This is a genomic window from Streptomyces sp. NPDC085866 (genome assembly GCF_044541035.1).
Lineage (GTDB): Bacteria > Actinomycetota > Actinomycetes > Streptomycetales > Streptomycetaceae > Streptomyces.
Genome location: NZ_JBITSQ010000007.1, coordinates 1 through 23,335, shown reverse-complemented (window position 1 = coordinate 23,335; position 23,335 = coordinate 1). Strand labels below are relative to the sequence as shown.

Here is a 23,335-nt window from a genome sequence, read left to right as displayed (position 1 = left end):
GCCTCAGGCGATGTCGAGCACGTCGGCCACCGGTCGGCGCGGGCTCGCGGGGCCCTCGGGGCCGTAGCCGAGCCTGAGCACCATCTGCACGTGGGCCATGGCCGAGACGGGGTCGCGGACCACCCACCGCAGTTCCGGCCATTCCAGGGGCTGGGAGGTCATCGAGGCGACCAGCCCGTCCACCGTGGCCTGGAGCAGGACACGCTCCAGGGCCTGGCCCGCGAGCAGCCAGTCGGCGACCCCGTCGCGAGCCGTGCCCAGCAGAGCGATGTTCGGGTTCTTCTCGAAGGACGCCCAGCCACGCCCCGGCATCGGACGGCCGACGGCGAAGTCGCGCACGGGGGCTGTGGTGCCGTGCTGGCGGGGGCCGAACGCCTCCGCGGGAATGCCGTCGGGTGCGCCTACGACGTCCGACGGTTCCGTACGCGTCCACTGCGTCGTTTCACCGCGGATGCCCGGGTCCAGGGCCTGCCGGCCTTCAGCATCCTGCACCAGCTCCAGAATCGACCGCAGGTGCCAGGCGCCGGGGAACACCAACTGGGCGCCCTCGGCATGAGCCGCGGCGCACAGCCGCTCCACCACGGCGGCCGGGATCTGCTCGTCGCGGAAGGGGAAACGGCTGGAATGACGGAGGGAGATCGCCGGGTACAGCCGGGCGAGCGTCTCGTCGGGTGACGTGGAGCCGCGCAGACCCACCTCGGCGAGCAGCTCGGTGTCGTCCGGGGCAGGCAGCAACCGGACGACCGGCGCCAGTCCCTTCGCGGCGGCGGCCACGCGCAGGTTGAAGAGCGCCGCACCGCAGCCGAGATGCAGGCCTCGCTTGTCCGGATCGGTTCGCGGCAGGGCTCGCTCCAGGTCGGCGTGCAGGAGCAGGACGGCACTGTTGCGCAGAAAGCGGAACCTCCACGGCTGCGCGTTGTGCAGGGAGGGTGCCGCCGCGGCATCCGCCACGAGCTCGGAGACGACGTTCACGTCCATGGGTTGTGCAGACACGGTGGCTTCCCTTCTGTGCAGGGGGTGCCGACCTCGGCCTCACGTCGGCCTCGACGGAACGGCGATGACGGGGCAGCGGGCGTGGTGCAGCACTCCCTGGCTGACCGAGCCGAGCAGCATGCCGGCGAAGCCGCCGTGGCCCCGGGTCCCCACCACCAGGCCCAGCGCATGGGCGGAGGCGTCGGTGAGCACCTGCACGGGATGCCCGACGACCAGTTCGTGGTGCAGGTCCACCTCCGGGTAGCGGTCGTGGCGGCCGGCCACGGTCTCGGAGAGCAGTCGGCGGGCCTCCTGCTGCGGGGCGTACTCGTCGAAGATCCGGAGCCGACCCGGCTCCCAGACATAGAGGGCCCGCAGCTGGGCGCCGTGCAGAGCCGCCTCCTCGAATGCCAGGTCGACCGCGGCGGCCGAGTGTTCGCTGCCGTCGACTCCGACGACGTAGTACGCGGGCTCCTGCGTGATGTGTTCCGGCTCGGGCACGACCACCACGGGGCAGCGCGCGTGGGCCATGACCGGAACGGCGACCGAGGCGGAGCCGAACACCTCCTGGGACCGGCTCAGATGCCGCGAACCCAGTACGACAGCCGTGGCGTCACGGCTCTGCTCACGCAGCACCCACACGGGGTCGCCCTCCGCGAGCAAGGTGTCCACCTCGACCTGCGGATGCCGCGCCCCGACGAAGTTCGCGGCTTCTTCGAGCACCTGCTTCCCGGCCTCGTGCAGCGCCTCGTTCCATTCCTCCCAGGACGGCGGGACCTCCCGCCCCCGGTAGCCCCTGGTCGGCACGCCCTCGACGTGGACGGGCCGCAGCGGCAAGCGACGGCGGGCGGCCTCGTCCGCCGCCCAGGCCAGCGCCGTCCGCCGACCGGGATCGGGATCGACGCCCACCACGATCGGGAGGCGATCACCGGGCCGTGCCATGACGGCCTCCAGCCACCTCGTTCGTTCTTGTCGCTGCGGGAGCGGACATCTCGCTCGCCTCCTCCAGGCGGTGGCGCGGAGCAGCACCGCCGATCTCATGAAAGACCTGGCGCGGTCCGGGATCCAGGGGCCATTGGTCCTCGCCTCGTCCCTGTCGGCCCCACCGCGGGCCGTTCACGGTGCGCCGGCCGACAGCGTTCAGGGGCGCGAGGCGGCGGTGAGGTGGTCCGGACGGAACCGTGCCTCGATGTCCGCGCGTACCGTGGCCATCAGCTCTTCCAGGGCGCGGGAGGTGACGGGCCGGACCGGTTCGGGGTCGTAGATCCGCCGCGCCGGGCCGGGCAGGCCGGCAAGGTCCTCGCGGAACCGGTCGCGGGCGTCCTGCCAGCGGTCCGGCGGGCCCGTCCGAAGGCCGTCGCGCATCACCGTGCGCAGCAGCGGCCGTGCCGAGCCCGGGGGTTCCTCCCGCCACAGGGCGATGACGTCGGGCTGCCCGGCTCGGCGGAAGACCTGCCTGCGGCCCGGGGTCGTGACCTTCGCCGAGGACAACTTCATCACCGGGCGGCCGTCGTACTCGACGAGTTTGTACGCGGTGTCCAAATACGGGGCGTCCGCGGCGACGCCGACACGCGTTCCCACGGCGTACACGTCGATCGGGGCACCGGCGCGCACCAGCCTGGCGACGCCGTACTCGTCCAGTCCGCCGCTGGCCACGATCCGTACGTCGGGCAGCCCCGCGGCGTCCAGCAGGGCGCGTGCCCGGCGGGCGAGCGCGTCGAGGTCTCCGCTGTCCAGCCGGATCGCGCAGCCCGGACCGCGCCCCAGGTCTCTCAGCACCCGCGCCGCGATCCGCACACCCTCCTCGGTGTCGTAGGTGTCGACCAGGAACGTGATCGGGCCGGGATGAACGCGCGCGAAGGCCCGGAAGGCTTCTTCCTCGCCAGGGAACGCCTCGATGTACGAATGGGCCATGGTGCCCGAAGCCGGGATGCCCAGGGCGGTGGCGGCGGCGACGTTGCTGGTGCCGGCGAAGCCGACCAGGGCGCCCAGCCGGGCCGCCTGGTAACCGGCCCAGGGCCCGTGGGTACGGCGCAGCGAGAAGTCCACCACGGGTCGTCCGGCGGCGGCCAGGACACAGCGGGCGGCCTTGGACGCGACGACCGTCTGGTGGCAGACCTGGTTCAGCAGGTACGTCTCGACGAGCTGGGCCTGCGGCAGTGGCGCGGTCACCTCCAGCAGTGGCTCTCCCGAGAACACCGCACGACCCTCCGGAACGGCGCACACCTCGCCTTCGAAAGCCAGGCCGAGCAGTGGTTCGAGGTCCCGGACAGGGCGGTGCAGTGCGTCCGCGAACTCCTCGACGTCCTCCCGCTCCACGCGGTAGCCGGCCAGGAAGTCCAGGGCGGACTCCAGCCCTGCGGCCACCAGGAAGCCCCGGCCGGGCGGGAGGTCGCGGACGAAGAGACTGAAGGTGGCCGGGGCCCGCATGTCCTCCCGCAGGTAGGACATGGCCATGGTCACTTCGTAGAGATCGGTGGTCGTGACGTCGGACATGATGATCGCCGCCGAGTGGGGTCTTCCCATCATCCACCAGTCTGACCGCACACGCGCAGGAGGAAAGGGACTTCAGGGACCCCTGGCATGGGCTGTTCGGCCTCAGCGGTCCGGGCCCGTGCGCGCTGGACTGGAGGTGTCGGCAGGCCGGACAACAGCCGAGGAGGTACGGCGATGGGCACACTGGCACGGAAGCAGAGGATGGTGTTCCCGGAGATGCCGGACTGGTTCGAGAACCTTCCGGCCCGGTTCGCGATGCCCACCATGGGCGACCTGTACACGGTCCGGATCGAGGACTTCACGGAGGACGACCGCTACGTCATGCGAGCGGAGCTTCCGGGCATGACCCCCGAGAACATCGACGTCTTCATCAGCGACGGGGTGCTGACGGTCCAGGCCGAACGCACGGAGAAGGACGTCACGAAGGACCGCAGCGAGATCCGGTACGGCGCGATGAGCCGCAGCGTGACGCTGCCGCCGAGCGCCGACGAGGACGACGTCGAGGCCGACTACACCGACGGCATGCTCACCGTCAGCGTCGGTCTGGGCGCCGAGAAGGCGGAGGCCAAGCACGTCGAGATCAAGCACCATAAGTGACGACGGTTGACGGCACGTGGCGGGCTCAGGTGCGAGCCCGCCACCGTCGAGCGCTTCGCGCGTCGCCGCCCTCACCGGGCCCCGTGGGAGGCGGCCCAGCGGCGTCGTACCGCTTCCTCGTGTTCGGTCTCCTCCAACGCCAGCTCCAGAGAGGCCAGTTCGCGCCGCAGCCGGGGGATCCAGTGCCGGCGCAGGGCGCGCACCCGCTGCCGGGTCCGTGCGGCTTCGGCGGCGAGCAGTTCGGCGGCTGCCTGGTGAGCGGCGTACTCCGCGGCGGCGCGCACCGCGGCCCGGTAGGCCGTCTCGGCCTGCGCGAGCGCGGTGTTGGGCGGTGTCGGCTCCGCCCGGGAGCGGACGGGGGCCGTCCAGGCCACGGCCGCGGGATGGCGTACGCCCATCAGCGTGGCCCACTCGACGTCGATGCGCGCCCGGTCCACGGGCAACGCCTGGGCCAGCGCCTGTTCGCCGCCGAGCAGCACCCCGCGCACCAGCCAGGTGTCGGCCTGGGCCAGCTCTTCCCGCCACGCCGACCTCGCATCCTCTGCCGCCCTGCGTTCCGCGCGCTCCCGGTCAAGCAGCAGCCGCAGTTTGCGTTCCAGCAGGTCGGCTCCGCGCAGCGCGGTGGCGAGGTTACGCCGAAGCCGCAGCCGCCCGGCCCGCCCCGGCGGCACCCGGCGGCCGTGCGTGCTCACGTCGGCTCCTCGTTCTGCGGCGGGGCGTGGGTGTCGAGCAGGTCGGCCGGGATCATGCCGAGCTGGCTGCGCGGCAGGGTCAGCAGCACTTCCCAGGCCCGGTCCAGGGACTCCTCCAATGACCGGTTCTCGTCCGTGCCCTGGGTCAGGAACCGGCTCCGGAAGGCGTCGTCCAGGTCCAGGTGGCGCAGGTCGGTCGGGCTGAGTGCCGATCGCCCGATCAGATCGGCGAGTTCCCGCACCTGCCGGGACCGGGCCAGCGCGGCGATCAACTGCGCGGCGACGGCCGGATGGTCCGCCCGGGTCCGTCCTGCCCCCGTTCCCTTGCGCATCAGACGCGACAGCGAGGCCAGCGGGTCGAAGGGCGGATACGTGCCGGCCGCGTGCACCTCCGCGGACAGCACGATCTGCCCCTCCGTGATGTACCCGGTGAGGTCCGGAACGGGGTGGGTGATGTCGCCCGCCGGCATGGTGAGCACCGGCAGCACGGTCACCGACCCCGGGCGCCCCCTGATCCTCCCGCAGCGTTCGTAAAGGGACGCGAGGTCGCTGTAGAGGTAGCCCGGGTACGCCCGGCGCGCCGGAATCTCGCCCCGCGCAGCGGACACTTCGCGCAGCGCCTCCGCATAGGCCGTCATGTCGGTCATCACCACCAGGACGTGACGGCCCTCGGTGAACGCCAGGTGCTCGGCGACCGTCAGGGCGAGACGTGGGGTGAGCAACCGTTCGATCACCGGGTCGTCGGCCGTGTTGACGAGGAGGACCAGCTCCCGAGCGGCCGATCGGGCGGCCAGCCCGTCACGGACGAACCCCGCGTCGGCGTGCGTGAGTCCCATGCCGGCGAACACGACCGCGAACGCCTCGCCGCCGCACGTCGCCTGGGCCGCGATCTGCACCGCCAGCTCCAGATGCGGCAGCCCGGCCGCCGAGAACACCGGCAGCTTCTGCCCCCGCACCAGCGTGGTGAGCACGTCCACGGCGCCCACACCGGTGAGCACCGGCTCGTTCGGCGGTTCCCGGCGCACCGGGTTGATCGGTGCGCCGCCGACCGCCGCGTACGACCCGCCCAGCACCGGCGGCCCCCCGTCGGCCGGTTCGCCCCGCCCGTTGCACACCCGCCCCAGCCATCCGGTGCCGACCGGGATCCGCAGCGGCGTGCCCGAGAAGGCGACGCGGGTGCCGGTCCGGTCCATGCCGGCCGTGTCCTCCAGGACCTGGACCACCGCGAGATCCCGGTCCACCTCCAGGACCAGGCCGTGCCGTCGTTCACCGGAGTCGAGGAGGATCGTGGCGAACTCGTCCCAGCCGACCCCGCTGACGCCCTCGACGACCACGAGCGGGCCGCGCAGTTCCCGTACAGCCGTGTACTCGATGTCGGCGAGGCCGCTCATGCCGCCTCCTCGAGCCGGGCCAGTACGGTGTCGCGGGCCGCTGCCACGGGAGCGGTCTCCGCCGGGCCGGCCGCTTCGCGTGCTCGCAGCAGCGGGGTGAAGTCGACCGCCTCGACGGCGTCCGCCTGGGCACCGGAGTCCACCAGCTCCAGGCAGCGGTCGATCACCGCCAGCACGGCCTCCACGAGGGCGGCGGTCTTCCCTGGGGCGCTGTAGGCATCGGCCGGCGACAGAGCGCTCTGCTGGACCAGGGCCTCGCGCAGCAGCCGTCCCGCGAGCACGCTGATCCGCTCCCGGGGCGGCAGGGCCGTGACACCTACCAAGTCGACGAGGTCGGCCAGCCTGTCTGCCTCGGCGAGCAGCAGTGCCACCCGTCCGCGTCGCGCGGCCCACTCGGCGTCACCGGCCCGGGTGTGGGCGGTGGCCAGCGCGGCGGCGTCCCGTGAGAAGGAGTCCGCCCAGGATACGGCCGGATAGTGCCGTGCGTAGGCGAGTTCGCGGTCCAGGCTCCACAGGCACCGTACGAAGCGTTCGGTGTGCGCGGTGACCGGCTCGGTGCGGTCACCGCCCGGCGGGGACACGGCGCCGATCACCGTGACGGAGCCGGCCGCACCGCCGAGGGTGTGCACCGCGGCGGCCCGTTCGTAGAACGCGGCCAGTTGGGAGGCGAGCCCCGCCGGATAGCCTTCCTCGGCCGGAAGTTCGCCCATGCGGGAGGCGAACTCGCGCAGCGCTTCAGCCCAGCGGGAGGTCGAGTCGGCGATCAGCACGACGTCCAGGCCCATGTCGCGGAAGTACTCGGCGACCGTCGCACCCGTGTGCACGCTCGCCTCGCGGGCCATCATCGGCATGTTCGAGGTGTTCGCGACCGTGACGGTCCGGTCCGCCAGACGGCCACCGGTACGGGGATCGGTCAGCTCGGTCAGTTCCTCGATGACGTCCGCCATCTCGTTGCCGCGCTCACCGCAGCCGACGTAGACGATCACGTCGGCGTCGCACCACTTGGCGATCTGCTGCAACAGCATGGTCTTGCCGGTGCCGAAGCCGCCCGGCACGGCGACCGTGCTGCCACGGGCCACCGGGAAGAGGAGATCGACGGCCCGCTGCCCGGTGTTCAACGGCACGTCCGCCGGCAGTCGTCGGGCGACCGGCCGCGGCCTGCGCACGGGCCAGGACTGCGCCATCCGCACTTCGTGCCCGCCCACCACGGCGAGCACCGCGTCGGCGGAGTGCTCACCCGGCGCCGCGACCCGGGTCACCTCGCCCGAGCAGTCCGGAGGCGTCAGGAGCCGCAGCGGCACGCTCGCCCCGATCTCCCCGAGGACGTCCCCGGCAGCCACCCGCGCTCCCTCGGCCACCCGTGGTGTGAACGACCAACCGCGCAGTTCCGGGGGTGAGCTCGGTCCGCCCGTCATGAGTAGGTCACCGGCACCGGCCAGGGGGCGCAGCAGACCGTCGTACACGCCACCGAGCAGATCCGGGGCCAGGCGCACCGACAGCGGGCGGCCTTGAGGCTCCGCGGGATGCCCAGGGGCCAGTCCCCCCGTGTACTCGTACGCCTGGACGGTGGCCGTGTCTCCGTGGATGGCGACCACCTCGCCCGGCAGCCCGGCGGAGCCGAGCACGACCAGGTCGTGCATGGCGACCGTGGGCGGGCAGGTGATGTCCACCAGGGGGCCGGCGACCCTGAGGATCACCGGGCGGGACGAGTCGTCTCCGGGCAGGGGCGCCGCAGCGGCGGTCACGGCGGTCTCCACAGCGTCTCGGCCTGCGCACCCAGCCGTTCCAGGGCACGGTCGGCGAGCGTGTCCGCCGACAGGTCGACCCGCCGGCCGGGCACCTCGGCCGTCACTCCGCCCGCTGCGGCGGCTGTGACCCGCGCCTGCGTTCCCAGCACCGCCCGCGCCGCCTCGGCGAGCCGGGCCTGTGGTACGGCACCCTCCGCCAGCGCTCGGCGCACGCCCGCGCGGACCGCTTCCCTGAGTTCGGCGTAGACCTCGGAGCGAGCCGCGAGTTCCACCGCCCAGGCGTCCTGCGCCGCTCGCACCCGCTCCCGAGCCGCCTCGGCGGCGCCGTCGGCCTCGCCGAGTTCCCGGGCCCGCGCGAGCACCTCGTCGGCCGTCCGGCGTGCCGTGCGCAGGGTTTCCCTTGCGTCAGCCTCCGCTCGTTCCCGGACGGCGTCGGCCGAGGTCCGTGCCGCCCGCAGCAATGCGGCGCGCACTGGGTCCAGTGCGTCCGCGGACGCGGTCATCAGGGCATCACCACGGTCAACGGCCGGGAAGGGGCGGGTGCCATCACGTCGGCCCCCAGCCCTTCGGCGGCCTCGGCCGTGAGGATCACGAGACCGACCGTGCTCGGGAGCGTCTCCCAGGCACGGCGGACGGCGTCCGGATCTTCCGCCACCAGCACGTCGACCCCTGCCAGGGCCAGTCCGCACACGCTGGTGCGGGTGCCGATGGCGGCCACGGTGCCCATCGTCATGCCTTTCCGATCAGCAGGATCGCGACCACCAGCCCGTACACGGCGATGCCCTCCGCCAGACCGACGATCACCATCGCCCGGCCGAACATCTCCGGTCGCTCGCTCAGCGCGGCCAGAGCCGCCGCTCCCGTGTAGGCGACCGCGATCGCTGCCCCGATCGAGGCTCCGGCCACCGCGATGGCTGCCCCGATCAGAGCAGATCCGTTGACGCCGCCGGACGTGGCGGCCTGTGCCGACGCCTGCGCGGGACCCGAGAGCGCCGTGCCGAGGACGGCACACGCCCCGGCCAGCAGGGCGAGGTTCGTGGCCAGCAGCCAGCGGAAGGCGTGTCTGACCCGGCGTCGCCGCAGCAGCCGGACGGCGCCGAGCACCGCGGCCAGGACCGGCAGGACGATCAGCCAGGTGAGCATGGGATCACCTTCGTAGCACTGTCGGCAGGTTCCGCCGGGGGAACGTGCCACGGACGGAAGGGGCGGCCCTCCGCCTCGAAGAGCCGGGAGAAGAGTTCGTAGAACTCCAGCCGCAGAGCCTGCACACCGGCCACCAGGGCCTCCAGGCCGAACGAGAGGACCGTGCCCACGGTGAACAGCAACACGGCCGCCGCGACTCCGGCGGCACCGCGCCCGGCCAGGCCCGAGGTGCCACGCCACACCAGGTCGGCGAGCGCGGCGTGCGTGAGGCCGAAGGCCGCGAGCCGGGCGAACGACAGGGTGTTGGTGCCCGTACGCACGACGACGTCGAACAGCCGTACAGCCGTCTCGGCGCATCCGGCGCCGCCGCCCGCTGTGGCCCGGAACAGGCCGAGGGCCACCAGCGCCAGCCCGATGACGGTGAGCGTGGCCCCGGCGACGGCCGCGGGCGGCCGGTGCAGGAGCAGGCCCGCCGCGCCGAACGCGAGCCCCGCGTAGAACAGCAGCCCTGCACAGCCGGACGCCGCGTACAGTGCCATGCCCCAGCCGCTCTCACGCACGCGGTTGACCGCGCCGGCGGCATGCGCGGCGGCAAGCAGTCCCGCCCCGAAGAGCACCGCGGCGGCCAGCAGACGGGCAGGACTGTCCAACGGGCTCAGCCACAGCACCGGCAGCAGCCCGGTCGGACCGAAGAACTCTCCGTACGCGGCGCCCGCGAGCATGGCGGCGACTCCGGCGCCCGCCAGGAACGGCCACAGCCGGCTGAGCCGGGCGAGCCGACGGGGCCTCCCGACGCGCAGCGCGAGCGCGCCGCACAACAGCAGCGCCCCGTGCCCCACGTCCCCGAACATGATCCCGAACATCGCGACATAGGCGAGGCCCGCCGGCCATGAAGGGTCGAGGTCCGCATAGGCCGGAGTCCCGTACGTCGTGACCAGCGGCGTGAAGGAAACGCGCCTGCCCGGTCGCAGCAGTGTCGGTGGATCGGTGCCACGGGGGGACGGCAGCAGCACCAGGGCGCCGCCCGCGGCGGCCAGACGGTCCGCCACCCGGGGCACCTCGGCGACAGGGCACCATCCGGCCAGCGCGGCCACCTCCCCGCGTCGTACGGCGCCTTCCGCACGCTCCTGCAACTGGGCTTCGCCCGCCAGAAGTTCCACGCTGCGGCGAGCCTCGAGGAGGTCGAGATCGGGCACGTCGGCAGCCAGGACGGCGGAGACGACGTCCTCGGGCCCGCCCGTCGTCGCACGTCCCCGCAGCCGCTGCAGCCGCACCGCCGCCGCTCCCGGAGCCGCTTCCTCGGCGCGGTCCAGCTCCACGCATCCTTCCTCGGCGATCCGCACCAACGCGTCCCGCACAGCCACCTGCGGCACGATCACCGCCACGCGGCGCATCCGTACCGGCGTCATCGCCTCAGGCCAGGGCATCGGATGCCTCCCCGGGCCGCCCGCCACGCGCCGCCGACTCCAGCGCTGCCCGCACCCGCCACGCGTCCACGGACAGCACCGCGACCGCGCCCACGACCACGCGCGGGCCGCCCCGGCCGCCCCGCAGCATCACCGCGCCGTCGTGCTGCACCGTCCGCCACCAGCCTGCCTCGGCCCGCCACAGCCCTCCCGGCTCCGCCACGTCCGCCACGACCCAGCGTGCCGTCGCGGGAAGGCCCTCTCGGAACTCCTGGTACGAGGCGGCGGACGGCGCCCGCGCCCCGAGCAGCCGGGCCGCGTCCCGCCGTACGGGCCTCGACAGAGAGCGCTGGTACACGAACAGTTCACGGGCGATCAGCAGGACCGCGCGTCCCTCGGCCCAGCGGCGCGCGGGTGGCACGGCGACGGCGGTGCGCCGAGCGGCGGCCATCCTCATGCCGGTGATCAGTGCCCAGGGCGTGTCGCCACCGGGATCGCCCCATGGCGAGGCGGCGAGCGCCGCCCGCAGCTCCGCGGGCGTCCCGGCATGCGCCAAGCTCCGCCAAGCCGTCTCGAGCGCCCCGAGCCGGTACGGCTCCGGGGCCTGGGCAGGGCGACCGTCCTGCGCGCGCAGCCGGGAGGCCACGTTGGCGATCTCGAACCCCGCGGCGAGCGGAACGAGCAGACGGGCACCGCCCCGGGGCAGCCAGCCGGCCAGCACCCGCAGATGCCACAGCAGCGTGGCGGTCACCGCCCGCTGTGCCTCGGACAGGCCGACCGCCGTCCGCACATAGCGTGAGTACGGGGTCGCCGCCAGACGCTGCAGGGCGTCGTCGAGCGAGGCACAGGCCGCGATCTCCCGCGCCCCGTCGGCGCCCGGGTACCGGTTCACGAGAGCCTTGGCCCGCACGGCCCCGGCCACCCAGCCTGCGCTCATGGTGCTTCGCCCACCCTGAATGCCAGGCGCAGCGCGTCGGCCACCGCACGTTCCACCAGATCCGGCATGCGCTCCGCGGCCCGCTCCCGGACCGCCGAGGCGGCACGGTCTCCGGCGGCCCGAACGGTCCGAGCCTCCTGCCGCGCCTCCCGCAGGAGAGGTTCCGCAGCCTGCCGGCGCGTCTCGGGGGCCCGCTCCCTGGCAGCCGCCACGAGGCGTTCCGCCTGCCGCGCGGTGTCGCGCCTGACGGTCTCGGCCGCCACTTCCGCAGCGGCCCGGATGTCTGCCGCCTCCTGCTGTACGCCCGTCAACTGCGCGAGTGTGGGCTCCAGTTCCGCGGCGCGTTCCGCCGCACGGTCGGCGGGGACGCCGGTGGCGGACGCTCCCGGCGTCCCCACCGGACGGAACCGCTCCAGGAAGTCCCGCAGGCTCATCGGCGGCCTCCTGCCGGTCGGCTGCTCTTTCAGTCTCACCGTTCCCCCTCCGCCCCGCACCGGATAGGGCCGTCACGTCGTCCGACCAGGGCCGTTCGGCTCTTGGCGACGGCGGACGGAGCGCGAGACTGGGAGGTAGGCAACTCGACGGAGTCCGGAGGCCGCCGTGAATAAGCACGAGAACCTTTCCGCGGAGGCCCAGGCTCGGCAGGGCCTGCCCTCCCGACCCTGGAGCCCCGGCGAGACGGACCGGCAGGACAGGCTGATTCGCTACCTGGGAGCCGTGGCCACGGCCGCGGCCGAACGCTCACGATTCGCAGAGCAGGCGCCCGCCCACGACACCGCCGGCCCGGCGCCGGCCGCCGGCTCGGCCTCGCAACAGCCTTCGCCGCCCGAAGCCCGGGTTCCGCTGGTGCGGGACGTGATGGACGTACCCGCCGTCTCCCTGCGCGACGACCTGCCGTACCGCGACATCGCCCGCCTGCTCGCGCGCGAGCAGGTCGGCGCCGTCCCGGTCGTGGACGCCGAGGACCATGTGATCGGTGTCGTGTCGGAGTCCGACCTGCTGGCGAAAGTGGCCTTCGAGGCCTCCGGCCACCGGCCCGGACGCGTCGGAAGGCTGCGCGAGCGTCGGATGCACAGCAAGGCCCGCGGTGAGACGGCCGCCGACCTGATGACAAGCCCGGCGATCACGGTGCTCCCGGGCACGACCGTCGCCGAGGCCGCCTGGCTGGCCACCCTGTCCCGGCTCAAGCGGCTCCCGGTCGCCGACGGCGCGGGCCGCCTGGTCGGCGTCGTGCGCCGCAACGCACTGCTTCAGGTCCTCATCAGGGACGACGCAGGGATACGGGCAGAGGTCGAGGCCAGGGTAGAGGCGTGTTGCCCGCCGCAAGACCGCACCACGGTGGAAGTGGCCGTCCAGGACGGCATCGTGGAGCTGACGGGACGGCTGCCGTCGGCCACCATGGCCCGGCTGGTGGCGGAGGTGGAAGCCATCGCCGACGTCGTCGAGGTGAAGAACCTTCTCACCGCCGCCTGACCCGGGGCTCCCCGATCGCGATCAATGTCCGAAGCGGTCCCCGCCCTCCCACCGGCCGAGGTGGGAGGGCGGGGACCGCCGCCTGGACCCACCGTGAAGGTGTGATTGAGAGTTGTCTACACGGGAGTTGTCTACACGGCGGGAGTTGTCTACACAGCCGGTCGTCACCACCTGGTGCCGAACGCACCAGGGCCGACCGGCCTCGTTCCCCCCGGCGACGAGCACCCCCGAGGCCGGCACGGACCGCCTAGCGCACACCCGCCCCCCGGGTGAGGTCGAACTCCACGTCCACCACTCCCTCGACGGCGCGCACCAGACGCGCGGCCACGGGGACCAGGGCGGTGTCGCGGACCTGGCCCGTCAGTGTGGCGACCCCGTCGTGCACATCGACCTGAATGGCCGAGGACGTCAGCGGGAAGAGGTACGACACGATCTCGTGCCGGATCTCCTCGGCGATGTCCTGGTCGTCGCGCAGGAAGACCTTGAGCAGGTCGGCGCGGCTGACTATGCCCTCCAGCAGACCGGCTTCGCTGACCACAGGCAGCCGCTTGACCTTCTCGCGAACCATGATCCGCGCGGCCTCGGCCAGGGTCGTGTTCGCGCGTACGGTGATCGCGGGCGAGGACATCAGGTCCCCCGCGGTGACCGCACCGGCCTTCGCCACGTCGGCGGCTCGGCGCAGCAGTGCGTAGCCCTCCTCGGGGCTGTCCCGGAGTTCCTCCGTGGGCAGCAGGTCGGCTTCCGAGACCACGCCGACGACCCGGCCCTCGCCCTCGAGCACGGGCAGGGCGCTGACCCCCCATTCCTGCATCATCCCCACGATCACCTTGAACGAGGCCCACCGGCCGACGGAGGCGACCGTGTGGGTCATGACATCGCTGACGATGTGCGGGGTGCCGTACATGGTGACCCCCTAAGGTCCTCGGCGGGTGGTGCTGCTTCCAGGGTGTGCCGGTACGGGCAGGGTGGAAAAGGGGCCCCTCGGCCCCCGGACGGTCCGTTCGGCCTCCTGTACCAGCCATTTTCGCTCCGGTGGGTCGGGTGGCCCAGCTCAGGGACCTCTGGCCCCTGACCTCAGCCCGACCGGGCCACCACGCTGGAATGGGACCCGCACCCGGGAGGTGGAGACCATGCTGCGAACCGTCACCGTAGGCCTCGACGGATCGCCCGAGAGCCGGGCCGCCGCCGAGTGGGCGGCGCGTGAAGCCATGCTCCGCGGCCTGCCGCTGAAGATCGTCCATGTCTGGGAGCAGGTGCCCGCGCATGCGGCTCAGGAGCCGCTGCCCGGCCCGGAGTCCGACCAGCACTGGATCGAGCGGCTTCCGCACGAGGCCGCCGAGGGCATCCGGCTGAGCCACCCCGGTCTCGAGGTGATCAGCGAGCAGCTGACGGGGCGAGTGGTCGACACACTGTGCGAGGCGGCGGGCTCCGCCGAACTGTTGGTGCTCGGCTCGCGGGGCTTCGGCGCGATCGGCGGGTTCGTGGTCGGCTCGGTGAGTCTGTCCGTCGTCGCACGCGCCGAACGCCCGGTGGTTCTTGTGCGGGCGGGTGAGCAGGCCGCGGACGAACACAAGACGGACCGGACGGGCGTGCCCTCGGATGCGGCACCCTTCCGACCCGTGGTGCTCGCCCTCGACACCGACGATGCGGACGACACAGTGCTGGAGTTCGCCTTCGACGCCGCCGCACGCAGGGAAGCGTCCCTGCGCGTCGTGCACGGCTGGCCCGAGCCGCCCACCTCCTTCTACCGCTTCCCAGGCGACGCCGAGCTCTACGACTCCCTCGAACGCCGGCAGGCCACCGCCCTGACCGAGGTCCTGCGTCCCTGGCGGCAGAAGTTCCCGGGCATCGAGGTGATCGAGGCGAGCCGGTGCGGCAACGCCGCGCAGGTCCTCGTCAACTCCTCGCGCGACGCGTCACTGGCTGTCGTCGGCCGACGGATCCGCACCAGCCACCTCGGCGCTCACATCGGGCACGTCACCCATGCCGCCCTGCACCACATCACCGCGCCCGTCGCCGTCGTGGCCCACAGCTGATCCGGCACTTCGCGGACCGAAACCCATGAAGGCACGAGAACCCATGAAGGCAGCAGGACGGTGAACAGGACGGACCTTCCGATCGTCGTCGGCGTCGACGGTTCCGAGCCGAGCCTGCGGGCCGTGGACTGGGCGGCGGACGAAGCCGCCCTGCGCGGCACGTCTCTCAGGCTGGTGTACGCATCGCTGTGGGAGCGCTACGAGGGCGCCTCTGTCGCGCATGACTTCGGCAAGCCGTCGGAGGAGGTGATGGCGGAAGACATCGTCGACACCGCCGAGCGACGGGCCCGCCACCGACAACCGGGCATCAAGGTGACCACCGACGTGCTCCCGGAGGAGCCGGAGTACGTGCTCGTGCGGGAGAGCAGAACAGCCCTTGCGGTGGTCATGGGCTGCCGTGGCCGCAGCAGCGTGGCCGAAGCACTCCTGGGCTCCGTCGGCGTCATGGTCGCGGGCCACGCGCACTGCCCGGTCATCGTGCTGCGCGGCAGCCACGACAACCAGGCCCGCTCGGGGGCGCGCGGTCGCATCGTCCTGGGCGTCGGCGAGAAGCCGGCGGGCTCGGCCGCTGCGCGGTTCGCCGCCGAAGAGGCCCTGCTGCGCCGCGTGCCGTTGGAGGCGGTACGGGCCTGGCGCCGGCCCGCGCACGCGACCACGGGCCATCCGCTGATCGTCGGCGAACCAGCGCACCAGCACGAGCAGGAGGCCGGGGAAGCGCTGGCGGAGGCACTGCGCGATGTGCCGGCCGACCTGCAGGTACAGCGGCGTACGGTCGAGGCGCGCGCCCGCGACGCCCTGCTGGCCGCTTCCCACGAGGCCGACCTGTTGGTTGTCGGTGCCCGGCGCCGCCACGGCCACTTCGGCCTCCAGCTCGGCCGCGTCGCACACGGGGTGCTGCACCACGCCGCATGCCCGGTGGCCGTCGTGCCGGAGCGCGACTGACGTCGACCCACGCTCCGCGGGCACGGCCACGGGTCAGCCGAACTCGATCCGTATCTCGGGCGGTTGCCGCAACGTGTTGTGTACCGTGCAGTGATCGACCACCGCACGCAGCGCGTCGAGCCTGGCCCTGGTCAGCTCGTGCGGCACCAGGACCCGCAGACGCAGCGAGGCGATACGGGCAGGCCGGTCGTCGGCCATGGTGAAGTCCGCCAGAACGCGGAGCTGTTCGCGGTCGAGGTGGTGGCGTTCGAGGAAGCGTCCCGCGTAGTAGGCGACGCACGAGGCGAGTGACACGACGAGCACTTCGACGGGCGTGGGGCCACGGTCGTCACCGCCCGCATCGGCGGGCTGATCGGTGATGAGGGTGTGCCCGCGTACCGTGACCGCGAAAGCCTGACTCTTGAGGTGACTCACCTGCACCTGGTGCGCAGGCACCGAGGTCGAGGGCGGGCTGCTGCTGGTCATCATGTCTCCTTCGGTTCTTCGGGGCGCCCGTGGCGCGGCCCTGCAGTGCCACGAGCGGTGGATGTGGCCGGCCAGGCCAGGGCACGGGAGATGTCGGCGATGGTGAGGATGCCGACGAGGCGGCCCTCGTCGAGGATCAGCGCACGGCGCACGGGGCTCGCCTCGAGGCGGGGGAGCAGGTCGAGCAGGGGCTCCTCGGGGGCGGCCGTGACGACCTCGTCGAGGGGACGCATCACTTCGTGGACCAGCGTGCGCGCACGGGCCTGGGGCGGGGTCGCGTCGACGCGCCGAAGCGTCAGCACACCACTCACCGAGCCATCGGCTGCCAGCACCGGGAACGCGGAGTGGCGGTAGTGGCCGAAGGGCCCCTCGGCAAGGAAGTCGGTGAGGGTCGCCGTGGCCGGCACGGTGACCGGGTCCGGTGTCATGGCCCGGCTGACCGGGACACCGCGCAGGAGGCTGCGCATCTCGGCCTGACGGGCCTCGGCGGTGGCCGCGGCTATGAGGAACCAGCCGATCAGCGCGGGCCACAGACCAGACAGGTCACGTCCGTACAGCACGGCCAGAAAACTGGTCACCACCATGAACCAGCCCAGTGCCCGGCCCGCCGACGAGGCACCTCGAGTGGCCCGCAGCCGGTCGCCGGTGCGGTGCCACAGGTACGCGCGCAGCAGCCGTCCTCCGTCGAGCGGCGCGGCGGGCAGCGCGTTGAAGACGGCCAGCAGAATGTTGATCGCGGCCAGCCAGGCGAACGCCTCGATCACCAGCCCGGACGCGTGAAGTGCCTTCAGCCCTGCGGCGACGCCCGCGAGCAGGCCACCGGCGAGCAGGCTCGTGAGCGGACCCACGCCGGCGATGCGCAGCTCCGCGGCCGGCGTCGGCGCCTCGTCGTGCAGGCGGGCGGCGCCGCCCAGCATCCACAGAGTGATCCCGTCCACCTGGACGCCGTTGCGGCGGGCGACCACGGCATGCGCCAGTTCGTGCGCCAGCAGGGAACCGAGGAAGACGAGGGCGGTCAGCAGGGCGAGTCCCCAGTACACGGCGGCGGAGTGGCCCGGGTGGGCGGCGGGAAACCGGCCGCGCGCGAGCGCGACCGCCACCAGGGCGACGATGACCAGGACACTCCAGTGCAGGCCGACCCGCACGCCGGCGATCCGGCCGAGGGACAGCGTCTCGTTCATGACATCTCTCCTCACCCTCCGGCTGGTGCCTCGTGCGTCGTTCGGGCGGACGGCGCCGATCTCCCTGCCGGGAGCAGGTCCGTGGCACCTTCATCGTCCGGCGGTGGCCGTGTCGTGGGGAGGGTCCGATCGGCTCGCACGAGGGACGACCGGCCCCGGGCGCCGACGACCGGCCCGGGCGCCGCCGCACCGTCTCCGGCCGGGATCGGCACCGTTCGGCCGACGGCGAGGGCCGGACGGCCCATGCGCGGCCCCACGCGCGCTGCCCAAGCTGAACGTGCGGGGCAATCCCGGGGGCTGCGCCGGAACCCGGCCGTGCCGTTCGTCGTAGGCGCCGGAACCCGGGTCCCGCGGCAGACCGACGAGGGGTGAGGAGCGTCATGAAAGGCTTCGTCTTCCACGGTCCCGGCCAGGCTTCCTGGCAGGACGTCCCGGACCCGGCCGTCAAGGAACCCACCGACGCGATAGTGAAGGTCGGCGTCGTGACCATCTGCGGGACGGACCTGCACATCCTCAAGGGCGACGTGCCCGAGGTGCGTCCCGGCACGGTGCTCGGCCACGAGGCGGTCGGTGAGATCGTCGAGGTCGGCAGCGACGTACGCACCGTCCGGCCCGGAGACCGGGTGCTGATGTCCTGCATCACCTCCTGCGGCCGGTGCCGCTTCTGCCGTGACGGCAGCTACGGCCAGTGCCGGGGCGGCGGAGGCTGGATCCTCGGCCATCTGATCGACGGCACCCAGGCCGAGTACGTACGCGTGCCCTTCGCCGACCTGTCCGTCCACCCGCTGCCCGGTGCCCTCCGCAGCGAGGACGCCGTGCTGCTCGCGGACATCTTCCCGACCTCCTACGAGGTCGGCGTCCTGAACGGGCACGTACGCCCCGGCGACACCGTCGCCATCGTCGGCGCCGGCCCCATCGGGCTCGCGGCGATCGCCACGGCCAGGCTGTTCTCGCCCCAGCGGATCATCGCCGTGGACCTGACCCCGGCCCGGCTGGAGGCGGCCCACCGGCTGGGCGCCGACGCCGTGGCCGACGTCCACGAGGCTCCCGCCCAGCTGGTCGCCGACCTGACCGACGGGCTCGGCGCGGACGTGGTGATCGAAGCGGTCGGCGTACCGGAGAGCTTCGAGCTGTGCACCCGCATGGTCCGCCCCGGCGGGCATGTGGCCAACGTGGGTGTGCACGGCAGGCCGGCCACGCTGCACCTCGAAGACCTGTGGATCAAGAACGTGACGATCACGACCGGGTTGGTGGACACCTACTCCACTCCCACGCTGCTCCGGATGGCCGCCGCGGGTCGGCTGCCGACCGGGCAGCTGGTCACCCACACCTTCCCGCTGGAGCAGATGGAGGAGGCGTACGAGGTCTTCTCCAGGGCCGGCGAGACAGGCGCGCTCAAGGTGGTACTCGGCGGGGAGCAGCACGCAGAAGTAGCCGTGCCCGCAACCTGACCAGGAGAGGGTGAGAGATCATGGCCGAACGGACGAAGGCGAGCGTGGCGGCGGACGCTCCTGTGGAGGCCGTCAGGGAGGCATCGCTGGGCGACCTGGGCCGCAGGCTCGCCGCCCGGCGGGTGCAACTCGGCCTGACACGGCGGGAGACGGCGGCGCGGGCCGGGATGGCGGTCACTTACCTCAGGTACCTGGAGGAACATCCTGGCGCCGCGCCGGGCATCAGTGCGCTGATGAAGCTGTCCGAGGCACTGGAGACGACCGTCTCCGAACTCACCGGCGGCGCCGTGGACCTGCCACCGGGAACCGGACGGGCCGGGCGCGCACCGCAGTTCACCTGGCTGCGTCCCGGCGAGTGCCGCACGCTGCTGGCCATGCACGGGGTGGGGCGGCTCGCGGTGCCCACGACGGCCGGGCCGGTGATCGTGCCCGTCAACTACAGCGTCGTGGACGGTGCGATCGTCTTCCGGACAGCGCGCGGCGCGACGCCCTCCCTGGCCGACGGCTGTCAGGTGGCGTTCGAGGTCGACCGCATCGACGACGCGTTCAGCCAGGGCTGGAGCGTCCTGGTCCGCGGCCCCGCACGCGCGGTCACGGACCCGCAGGAGCAGCGCCGGCTCACGGAACGTGCCTACAGCACGCCCTGGGCGGGGGGTTCCCGCAGTCTGTGGGTGCGCATCGATCCCTTCACCGTGACCGGCCGCCGGATCACCGTGTGAAGTGTGGTGCTTACGCACGGAGGCGGAATCAGCAGCCCTCCGGCGCCTCGCCCAGCGCGATGAGAAGGATCCCCGTGATCAGGTCGGGATGGATGCGTACCGCATGGTCCATGCCCGGCTCGGCCGCCCAGGGCTCCAACAGCGCCCGAATGCGCACCAGTTCGCCGGGGTCTGTCACCAGCCGGGCATAGCCCGTGACCACCACGCTCCAGCCAAGACGTGTGTCCGGATCGATGGCGTCGGCCTCGTAGGCGACGACGACGCCGTTGTCGTCGGCCGGTTGGGCCTGGTTGGTGAGGGCCGATCCCTCATGGGTGCGTATGACGATGTCGCCGCCGTCCAGGACGTGGTTGACCGGACGGGCCGTGGGCAGGGCCTGGCGGGTGAAGACGATCCTGCCCATGGACACGGTGCCGAGCAGCCGCAGTGCCTCGGCGCGATCGAGGTCGATGCGCCGGTGTGCGGGGCGGTCATGACGGTTCATGGCTGGCTTCCTCGCGGGTGTGTCGCACCCTGCCCGCCGGACTTGGCACCCTGTTTCGGGCCAAGGGAAGGGCCGGTCGACCTTGATGCCCTCGTCACCTGGTGTCGCTCGGGTCCGTGCTCTGCAGGGCCGCCCGGCCTGCCTCCAGACGGGCGACCGGGACCCGGAACGGTGAGCAGGAGACGTAGTCCAGTCCGGCTGTGTGGAAGAAGTGGATGGACTCGGGGTCGCCGCCGTGTTCTCCGCAGACGCCCGTCTGCAGGTCCGGGCGGGCGGCACGGCCTTCCTCGACGGCGATCCGGACCAGCCTGCCCACACCTTCACGGTCGAGCCTCTCGAACGGGGAGGCGGTGAACACGCCCTTGTCGAGGTAGGCCGAGAAGAACGCGGCTTCCACGTCGTCGCGGGAGAAGCCCCAGGTGGTCTGGGTGAGGTCGTTGGTGCCGAAGGAGAAGAACTCGGCCTCCTCGGCGATCCGGCCGGCCGTGAGCGCGGCCCGGGGCAGCTCGATCATCGTGCCGACGGGGCAGTGGACGGGCATGCCGGTCTCCTCGTTGACCTCGGCCAGTACCCGCTGCACGTCCTCACGGGTGAGCCGGAGTTCCTCTGCTGCGCCGACGAGCGGCACCATGATCTCCGCCCGCGGGGATCCGCCGGCACGAGTGCGCTCGACGACAGCCTCGGCGATCGCACGCACCTGCATCGTCACCAGTCCCGGGACCACCAGCCCGAGCCGCACGCCGCGCAGGCCGAGCATCGGGTTCTCCTCGTGCATCCGGTTCACGGCGTCGAGCAACTCCACGTCGTGTGCGTCCGGTTGTCCGCCGGCGGCCCTGGTGGTGGCGATCCGCACGGCGAGGTCCGTGCGGTCGGGCAGGAACTCGTGCAGCGGCGGATCCAGGAGCCGGATGGTGACCGGCAGGCCGTCCATCGCCTTCAGGATGGCCGTGAAGTCCTGCCGCTGGAGCGGAAGAAGAGCCGCCAGGGCATGGTCGCGCTCCGCGTCCGTGCCGGCCAGGATCATCCGTTCGACCAACTTGCGCCGCTCGCCGAGGAACATGTGCTCGGTGCGGCACAGTCCGATGCCCTGTGCCCCGAACCGTCGGGCGCGGGCGGCGTCTTCGGGAGTGTCGGCGTTGGCCCGCACCTCCAACCGCCGCACCGAGTCGGCGTGGTCCAGGGCGCGGGCGACGGCGGCCACTGTGGTGTCCAGGTGCTCGCCGGTCTCCAGATAGCGCATCGTCGCGGAGGCGACCAACGGAATCGCACCCGCGTACACGTCCCCCGTCGAGCCGTCGACCGAGATGACAGTGCCCTCCTCGACGACTGTGCCGGCCCGGGCGGTGAAGCGGCGCGCCGCGGCGTTGACGGTGATGTCCTGCGCACCGCACACACAGACCTTGCCCATCCCGCGGGCGACCACCGCCGCATGGCTGGTCTTGCCGCCCCGCCCGGTCAGTACCGCCTGCGCGGCGACCATGCCGGGCAGGTCGTCGGGGGTGGTCTCCTCGCGGACGAGCACGACCCGTTCTCCGGCTGCGGCCCTGCGTACGGCCTCCGCGGAGTCGAACACGACCGCGCCCACCGCGGCACCCGGCGAGGCCGGTACACCGTGAGCGAGAGCGTCGCTCGTCGCGGCGGTGTCGAAGCGGGGGAACATCAGCCTCGCCAGCCCGTCGCCGCTGACCCGGGCCAGGGCCTCGTCGGCGGTGATCAGCCCCTCCTCGGCCAGCTCGGCGGCGATGGCGAACGCGGCCTCTGCGGTGCGCTTCCCCACCCGGGTCTGCAGCATCCACAGGGTGCCGCGCTCGATGGTGAACTCGATGTCGCACAGGTCCCGGTAGTGGCGCTCCAAGGTCTGGGCGTGATCACGCAGTTGCCGGTACGAGCGCGGGTCCAGCCGTTGCAGCTCGGCAAGCGGTACGGCGTCACGTACGCCCGAGACGACGTCCTCACCCTGCGCGTTCGGCAGGTAGTCGCCGTACAGGCCGGGGCGACCGGTAGCGGGATCGCGGGTGAAGGCGACGCCGCTGCCGGAGTCGGGGCCGAGATTGCCGAACACCATGCGCTGCACGGTGACCGCGGTCCCCAGGTCGTCCGGGATGTGCTCGCGCCGCCGGTACAGGCGTGCACGCTCGGCGTTCCAGGACCGGAACACAGCGAGGATCGCCTGCTGGAGCTGCTGGGCGGGGGACTGCGGGAAGTAGTGGCCCGTCTCCTCCCGGATCAGGCTCTTGTACGTCTCCACCAGCCAGGCGAGGTCGCTCGCGTCGAGATGGAGGTCGTCGGGGGCTTCACGGGCCTCCTTCAGCAGGGTCATGGCCTCGTCGAACAGGGCCGGATCGACTCCCATCACCGTGCTGCCGTACATCTGGACGAGCCGGCGGTAGGAGTCCCAGGCGAAGCGCTCGTTGCCGGACACCTTGGCCAGGCCGAGTACAGAGGCGTCGTTCAGGCCGATGTCGAGGACCGTCTCCATCATGCCGGGCATGGAGAAACGGGCCCCGGAGCGGACGGACACCAGCAGCGGGTCGTCCGCCTGCCCCAGCAGCCGCCCGGTGGCCGTCTCCAGTGCCGAAAGGTGTCGGGAGACCTCCGCCGACATGCCCTCCGGCTCCTCGCCGGTGGCCAGGAAGGCACGGCAGGTCTCGGTGGTGACGATGAACCCGGGCGGCACCGGCAGACCCAGCATGGCCATCTCGGCCAGGTTCGCGCCCTTGCCGCCGAGCAGGTCGGCCAGGTCGCGGCCGCCGTCCTGGAAGTCGTAGACGTAGCGGACCATGACGCCTCTCCTCGGCTGTGCGGTTCGGCAGTGCGGTCTCGTACGTCTCCAGCGTCGGACGGGGAAGCGCCGCCGGGGGAGGTGCTCTCGGTCCCCAAGGGTGGGCCGATCGGCCCCCAAGCACCGACGCGCAGCTGCGGTGCGCGGAGTCCCGGCCGGCGGAGCGGCTTACGTACCGACTTCCACCGGGGACGGATACGGTGGAAGCAAAACAATCCGACGGCTCCCGCTGAGGGACCTGGCGGAGCGTGGTGGCAAGCCCGGAGGAGCCTCCCGTGTCACTGCCGCAGCTGAAGCTCGATGAACTGCTGGAGGAGTTGCAGGTCCGGATCGACGCGGCCCGTGGCACCCGGGACCGGGTGCACAGTCTGTTGGAGGCGGTGCTCGCTGTCGGCCGGGAGCTGGACCTGGAGCAGGCTC

23 protein-coding genes are annotated in these 23,335 nt (G+C 72.6%); 6 read left to right on the top strand and 17 right to left on the bottom strand.

Annotated features, from left to right (window positions below; genetic code table 11):
- Window positions 1-3: 3 nt before the first annotated feature.
- The 3 genes from ACIF83_RS18595 to ACIF83_RS18585 form a co-directional block, all read right to left on the bottom strand.
- A complete protein-coding gene (locus ACIF83_RS18595) occupies window positions 4-993 on the bottom strand; it encodes an Acg family FMN-binding oxidoreductase (protein WP_393479520.1) in 990 nt (329 codons plus the stop codon).
- Window positions 994-1,032: 39 nt separating this feature from the next.
- The gene (locus tag ACIF83_RS18590; protein ID WP_399728028.1) at window positions 1,033-1,914 is read right to left on the bottom strand and encodes a universal stress protein; all 882 of its coding nucleotides are present in this window, start codon (window positions 1,912-1,914) and stop codon (window positions 1,033-1,035) included.
- 198 nt (window positions 1,915-2,112) lie between these two features.
- Complete coding sequence (locus ACIF83_RS18585) at window positions 2,113-3,468, bottom strand: nicotinate phosphoribosyltransferase (protein WP_399728025.1); 1,356 nt, start codon at window positions 3,466-3,468, stop codon at window positions 2,113-2,115.
- 174 nt (window positions 3,469-3,642) lie between these two features.
- On the opposite strand from ACIF83_RS18585, the gene ACIF83_RS18580 reads away from it, so the two are divergent.
- Window positions 3,643-4,065 (top strand): Hsp20/alpha crystallin family protein, encoded by a 423-nt coding sequence (locus ACIF83_RS18580; RefSeq protein WP_393479529.1) that lies wholly within the window; start codon window positions 3,643-3,645, stop codon window positions 4,063-4,065.
- A gap of 71 nt (window positions 4,066-4,136) precedes the next feature.
- On the opposite strand, the gene ACIF83_RS18575 is transcribed toward ACIF83_RS18580, so the two are convergent.
- From ACIF83_RS18575 to ACIF83_RS18535, 9 genes are read right to left on the bottom strand one after another with little or no spacing between them, the layout of a single operon-like run.
- Window positions 4,137-4,757, bottom strand: a complete 621-nt coding sequence (locus ACIF83_RS18575) for a V-type ATP synthase subunit D (protein ID WP_399728022.1) — start codon at window positions 4,755-4,757, stop codon at window positions 4,137-4,139.
- A complete protein-coding gene (locus ACIF83_RS18570) occupies window positions 4,754-6,148 on the bottom strand; it encodes a V-type ATP synthase subunit B (RefSeq protein ID WP_399728019.1) in 1,395 nt (464 codons plus the stop codon). The genes ACIF83_RS18575 and ACIF83_RS18570 overlap by 4 nt, the downstream gene beginning before the upstream one ends.
- Entirely contained in the window at window positions 6,145-7,893 is a 1,749-nt protein-coding gene (locus ACIF83_RS18565) for a V-type ATP synthase subunit A (RefSeq protein ID WP_399728016.1), read from the bottom strand. Before ACIF83_RS18565 ends, ACIF83_RS18570 begins: the two co-directional genes overlap by 4 nt.
- Window positions 7,890-8,399, bottom strand: coding sequence for a hypothetical protein (locus ACIF83_RS18560; protein ID WP_399728013.1), 510 nt, complete (start codon window positions 8,397-8,399; stop codon window positions 7,890-7,892). The genes ACIF83_RS18565 and ACIF83_RS18560 overlap by 4 nt, the downstream gene beginning before the upstream one ends.
- The gene (locus ACIF83_RS18555) at window positions 8,399-8,629 is read right to left on the bottom strand and encodes a V-type ATP synthase subunit F (RefSeq protein ID WP_393479542.1); all 231 of its coding nucleotides are present in this window, start codon (window positions 8,627-8,629) and stop codon (window positions 8,399-8,401) included. The genes ACIF83_RS18560 and ACIF83_RS18555 overlap by 1 nt, the downstream gene beginning before the upstream one ends.
- Complete coding sequence (locus tag ACIF83_RS18550; protein ID WP_398141475.1) at window positions 8,626-9,039, bottom strand: ATP synthase subunit C; 414 nt, start codon at window positions 9,037-9,039, stop codon at window positions 8,626-8,628. Before ACIF83_RS18550 ends, ACIF83_RS18555 begins: the two co-directional genes overlap by 4 nt.
- Window positions 9,024-10,466 (bottom strand): V-type ATPase 116kDa subunit family protein, encoded by a 1,443-nt coding sequence (locus tag ACIF83_RS18545; protein ID WP_399728010.1) that lies wholly within the window; start codon window positions 10,464-10,466, stop codon window positions 9,024-9,026. The genes ACIF83_RS18550 and ACIF83_RS18545 overlap by 16 nt, the downstream gene beginning before the upstream one ends.
- Window positions 10,453-11,382 carry a hypothetical protein gene (locus ACIF83_RS18540; protein WP_398141473.1) on the bottom strand — a complete coding sequence of 310 codons (930 nt, stop codon included), beginning with the start codon at window positions 11,380-11,382 and terminating at the stop codon, window positions 10,453-10,455. The genes ACIF83_RS18545 and ACIF83_RS18540 overlap by 14 nt, the downstream gene beginning before the upstream one ends.
- Window positions 11,379-11,816 carry a hypothetical protein gene (locus tag ACIF83_RS18535; protein ID WP_398141472.1) on the bottom strand — a complete coding sequence of 146 codons (438 nt, stop codon included), beginning with the start codon at window positions 11,814-11,816 and terminating at the stop codon, window positions 11,379-11,381. The genes ACIF83_RS18540 and ACIF83_RS18535 overlap by 4 nt, the downstream gene beginning before the upstream one ends.
- 166 nt (window positions 11,817-11,982) lie before the next feature.
- Between ACIF83_RS18535 and ACIF83_RS18530 the strand changes: the two genes are divergently transcribed.
- Window positions 11,983-12,855, top strand: a complete 873-nt coding sequence (locus tag ACIF83_RS18530; RefSeq protein ID WP_398141471.1) for a CBS domain-containing protein — start codon at window positions 11,983-11,985, stop codon at window positions 12,853-12,855.
- Window positions 12,856-13,102: 247 nt separating this feature from the next.
- Here ACIF83_RS18530 and ACIF83_RS18525 read toward each other — a convergent pair whose 3' ends face one another.
- Window positions 13,103-13,759, bottom strand: coding sequence for a CBS domain-containing protein (locus ACIF83_RS18525; protein ID WP_393479557.1), 657 nt, complete (start codon window positions 13,757-13,759; stop codon window positions 13,103-13,105).
- Between the two features lie 226 nt (window positions 13,760-13,985).
- On the opposite strand from ACIF83_RS18525, the gene ACIF83_RS18520 reads away from it, so the two are divergent.
- Together ACIF83_RS18520 and ACIF83_RS18515 are read left to right on the top strand one after the other, a co-directional pair.
- A complete protein-coding gene (locus tag ACIF83_RS18520; RefSeq protein WP_399728005.1) occupies window positions 13,986-14,891 on the top strand; it encodes a universal stress protein in 906 nt (301 codons plus the stop codon).
- Window positions 14,892-14,951: 60 nt separating this feature from the next.
- On the top strand, window positions 14,952-15,833 hold the full coding sequence (locus ACIF83_RS18515) for a universal stress protein (RefSeq protein ID WP_398141470.1): 882 nt from the start codon (window positions 14,952-14,954) through the stop codon (window positions 15,831-15,833).
- A gap of 33 nt (window positions 15,834-15,866) precedes the next feature.
- Here the strand turns inward: ACIF83_RS18515 and ACIF83_RS18510 are convergent, their stop codons facing one another.
- Complete coding sequence (locus tag ACIF83_RS18510; protein WP_399728001.1) at window positions 15,867-16,301, bottom strand: OsmC family protein; 435 nt, start codon at window positions 16,299-16,301, stop codon at window positions 15,867-15,869.
- On the bottom strand, window positions 16,298-17,479 hold the full coding sequence (locus ACIF83_RS18505; RefSeq protein WP_399727998.1) for a site-2 protease family protein: 1,182 nt from the start codon (window positions 17,477-17,479) through the stop codon (window positions 16,298-16,300). Before ACIF83_RS18505 ends, ACIF83_RS18510 begins: the two co-directional genes overlap by 4 nt.
- Window positions 17,480-17,859: 380 nt before the next feature.
- Between ACIF83_RS18505 and ACIF83_RS18500 the strand changes: the two genes are divergently transcribed.
- Both ACIF83_RS18500 and ACIF83_RS18495 read left to right on the top strand, forming a co-directional pair.
- A complete protein-coding gene (locus ACIF83_RS18500) occupies window positions 17,860-18,930 on the top strand; it encodes a zinc-dependent alcohol dehydrogenase family protein (protein ID WP_399727995.1) in 1,071 nt (356 codons plus the stop codon).
- A 20-nt stretch (window positions 18,931-18,950) separates the two neighbouring features.
- Window positions 18,951-19,649, top strand: a complete 699-nt coding sequence (locus ACIF83_RS18495) for a helix-turn-helix domain-containing protein (protein ID WP_398141467.1) — start codon at window positions 18,951-18,953, stop codon at window positions 19,647-19,649.
- Window positions 19,650-19,677: 28 nt separating this feature from the next.
- Here the strand turns inward: ACIF83_RS18495 and ACIF83_RS18490 are convergent, their stop codons facing one another.
- The gene (locus ACIF83_RS18490) at window positions 19,678-20,133 is read right to left on the bottom strand and encodes a pyridoxamine 5'-phosphate oxidase family protein (protein WP_393479573.1); all 456 of its coding nucleotides are present in this window, start codon (window positions 20,131-20,133) and stop codon (window positions 19,678-19,680) included.
- Between the two features lie 94 nt (window positions 20,134-20,227).
- Complete coding sequence (ppdK, locus tag ACIF83_RS18485) at window positions 20,228-22,915, bottom strand: pyruvate, phosphate dikinase (RefSeq protein ID WP_399727992.1); 2,688 nt, start codon at window positions 22,913-22,915, stop codon at window positions 20,228-20,230.
- Window positions 22,916-23,335: the final 420 nt, after the last annotated feature.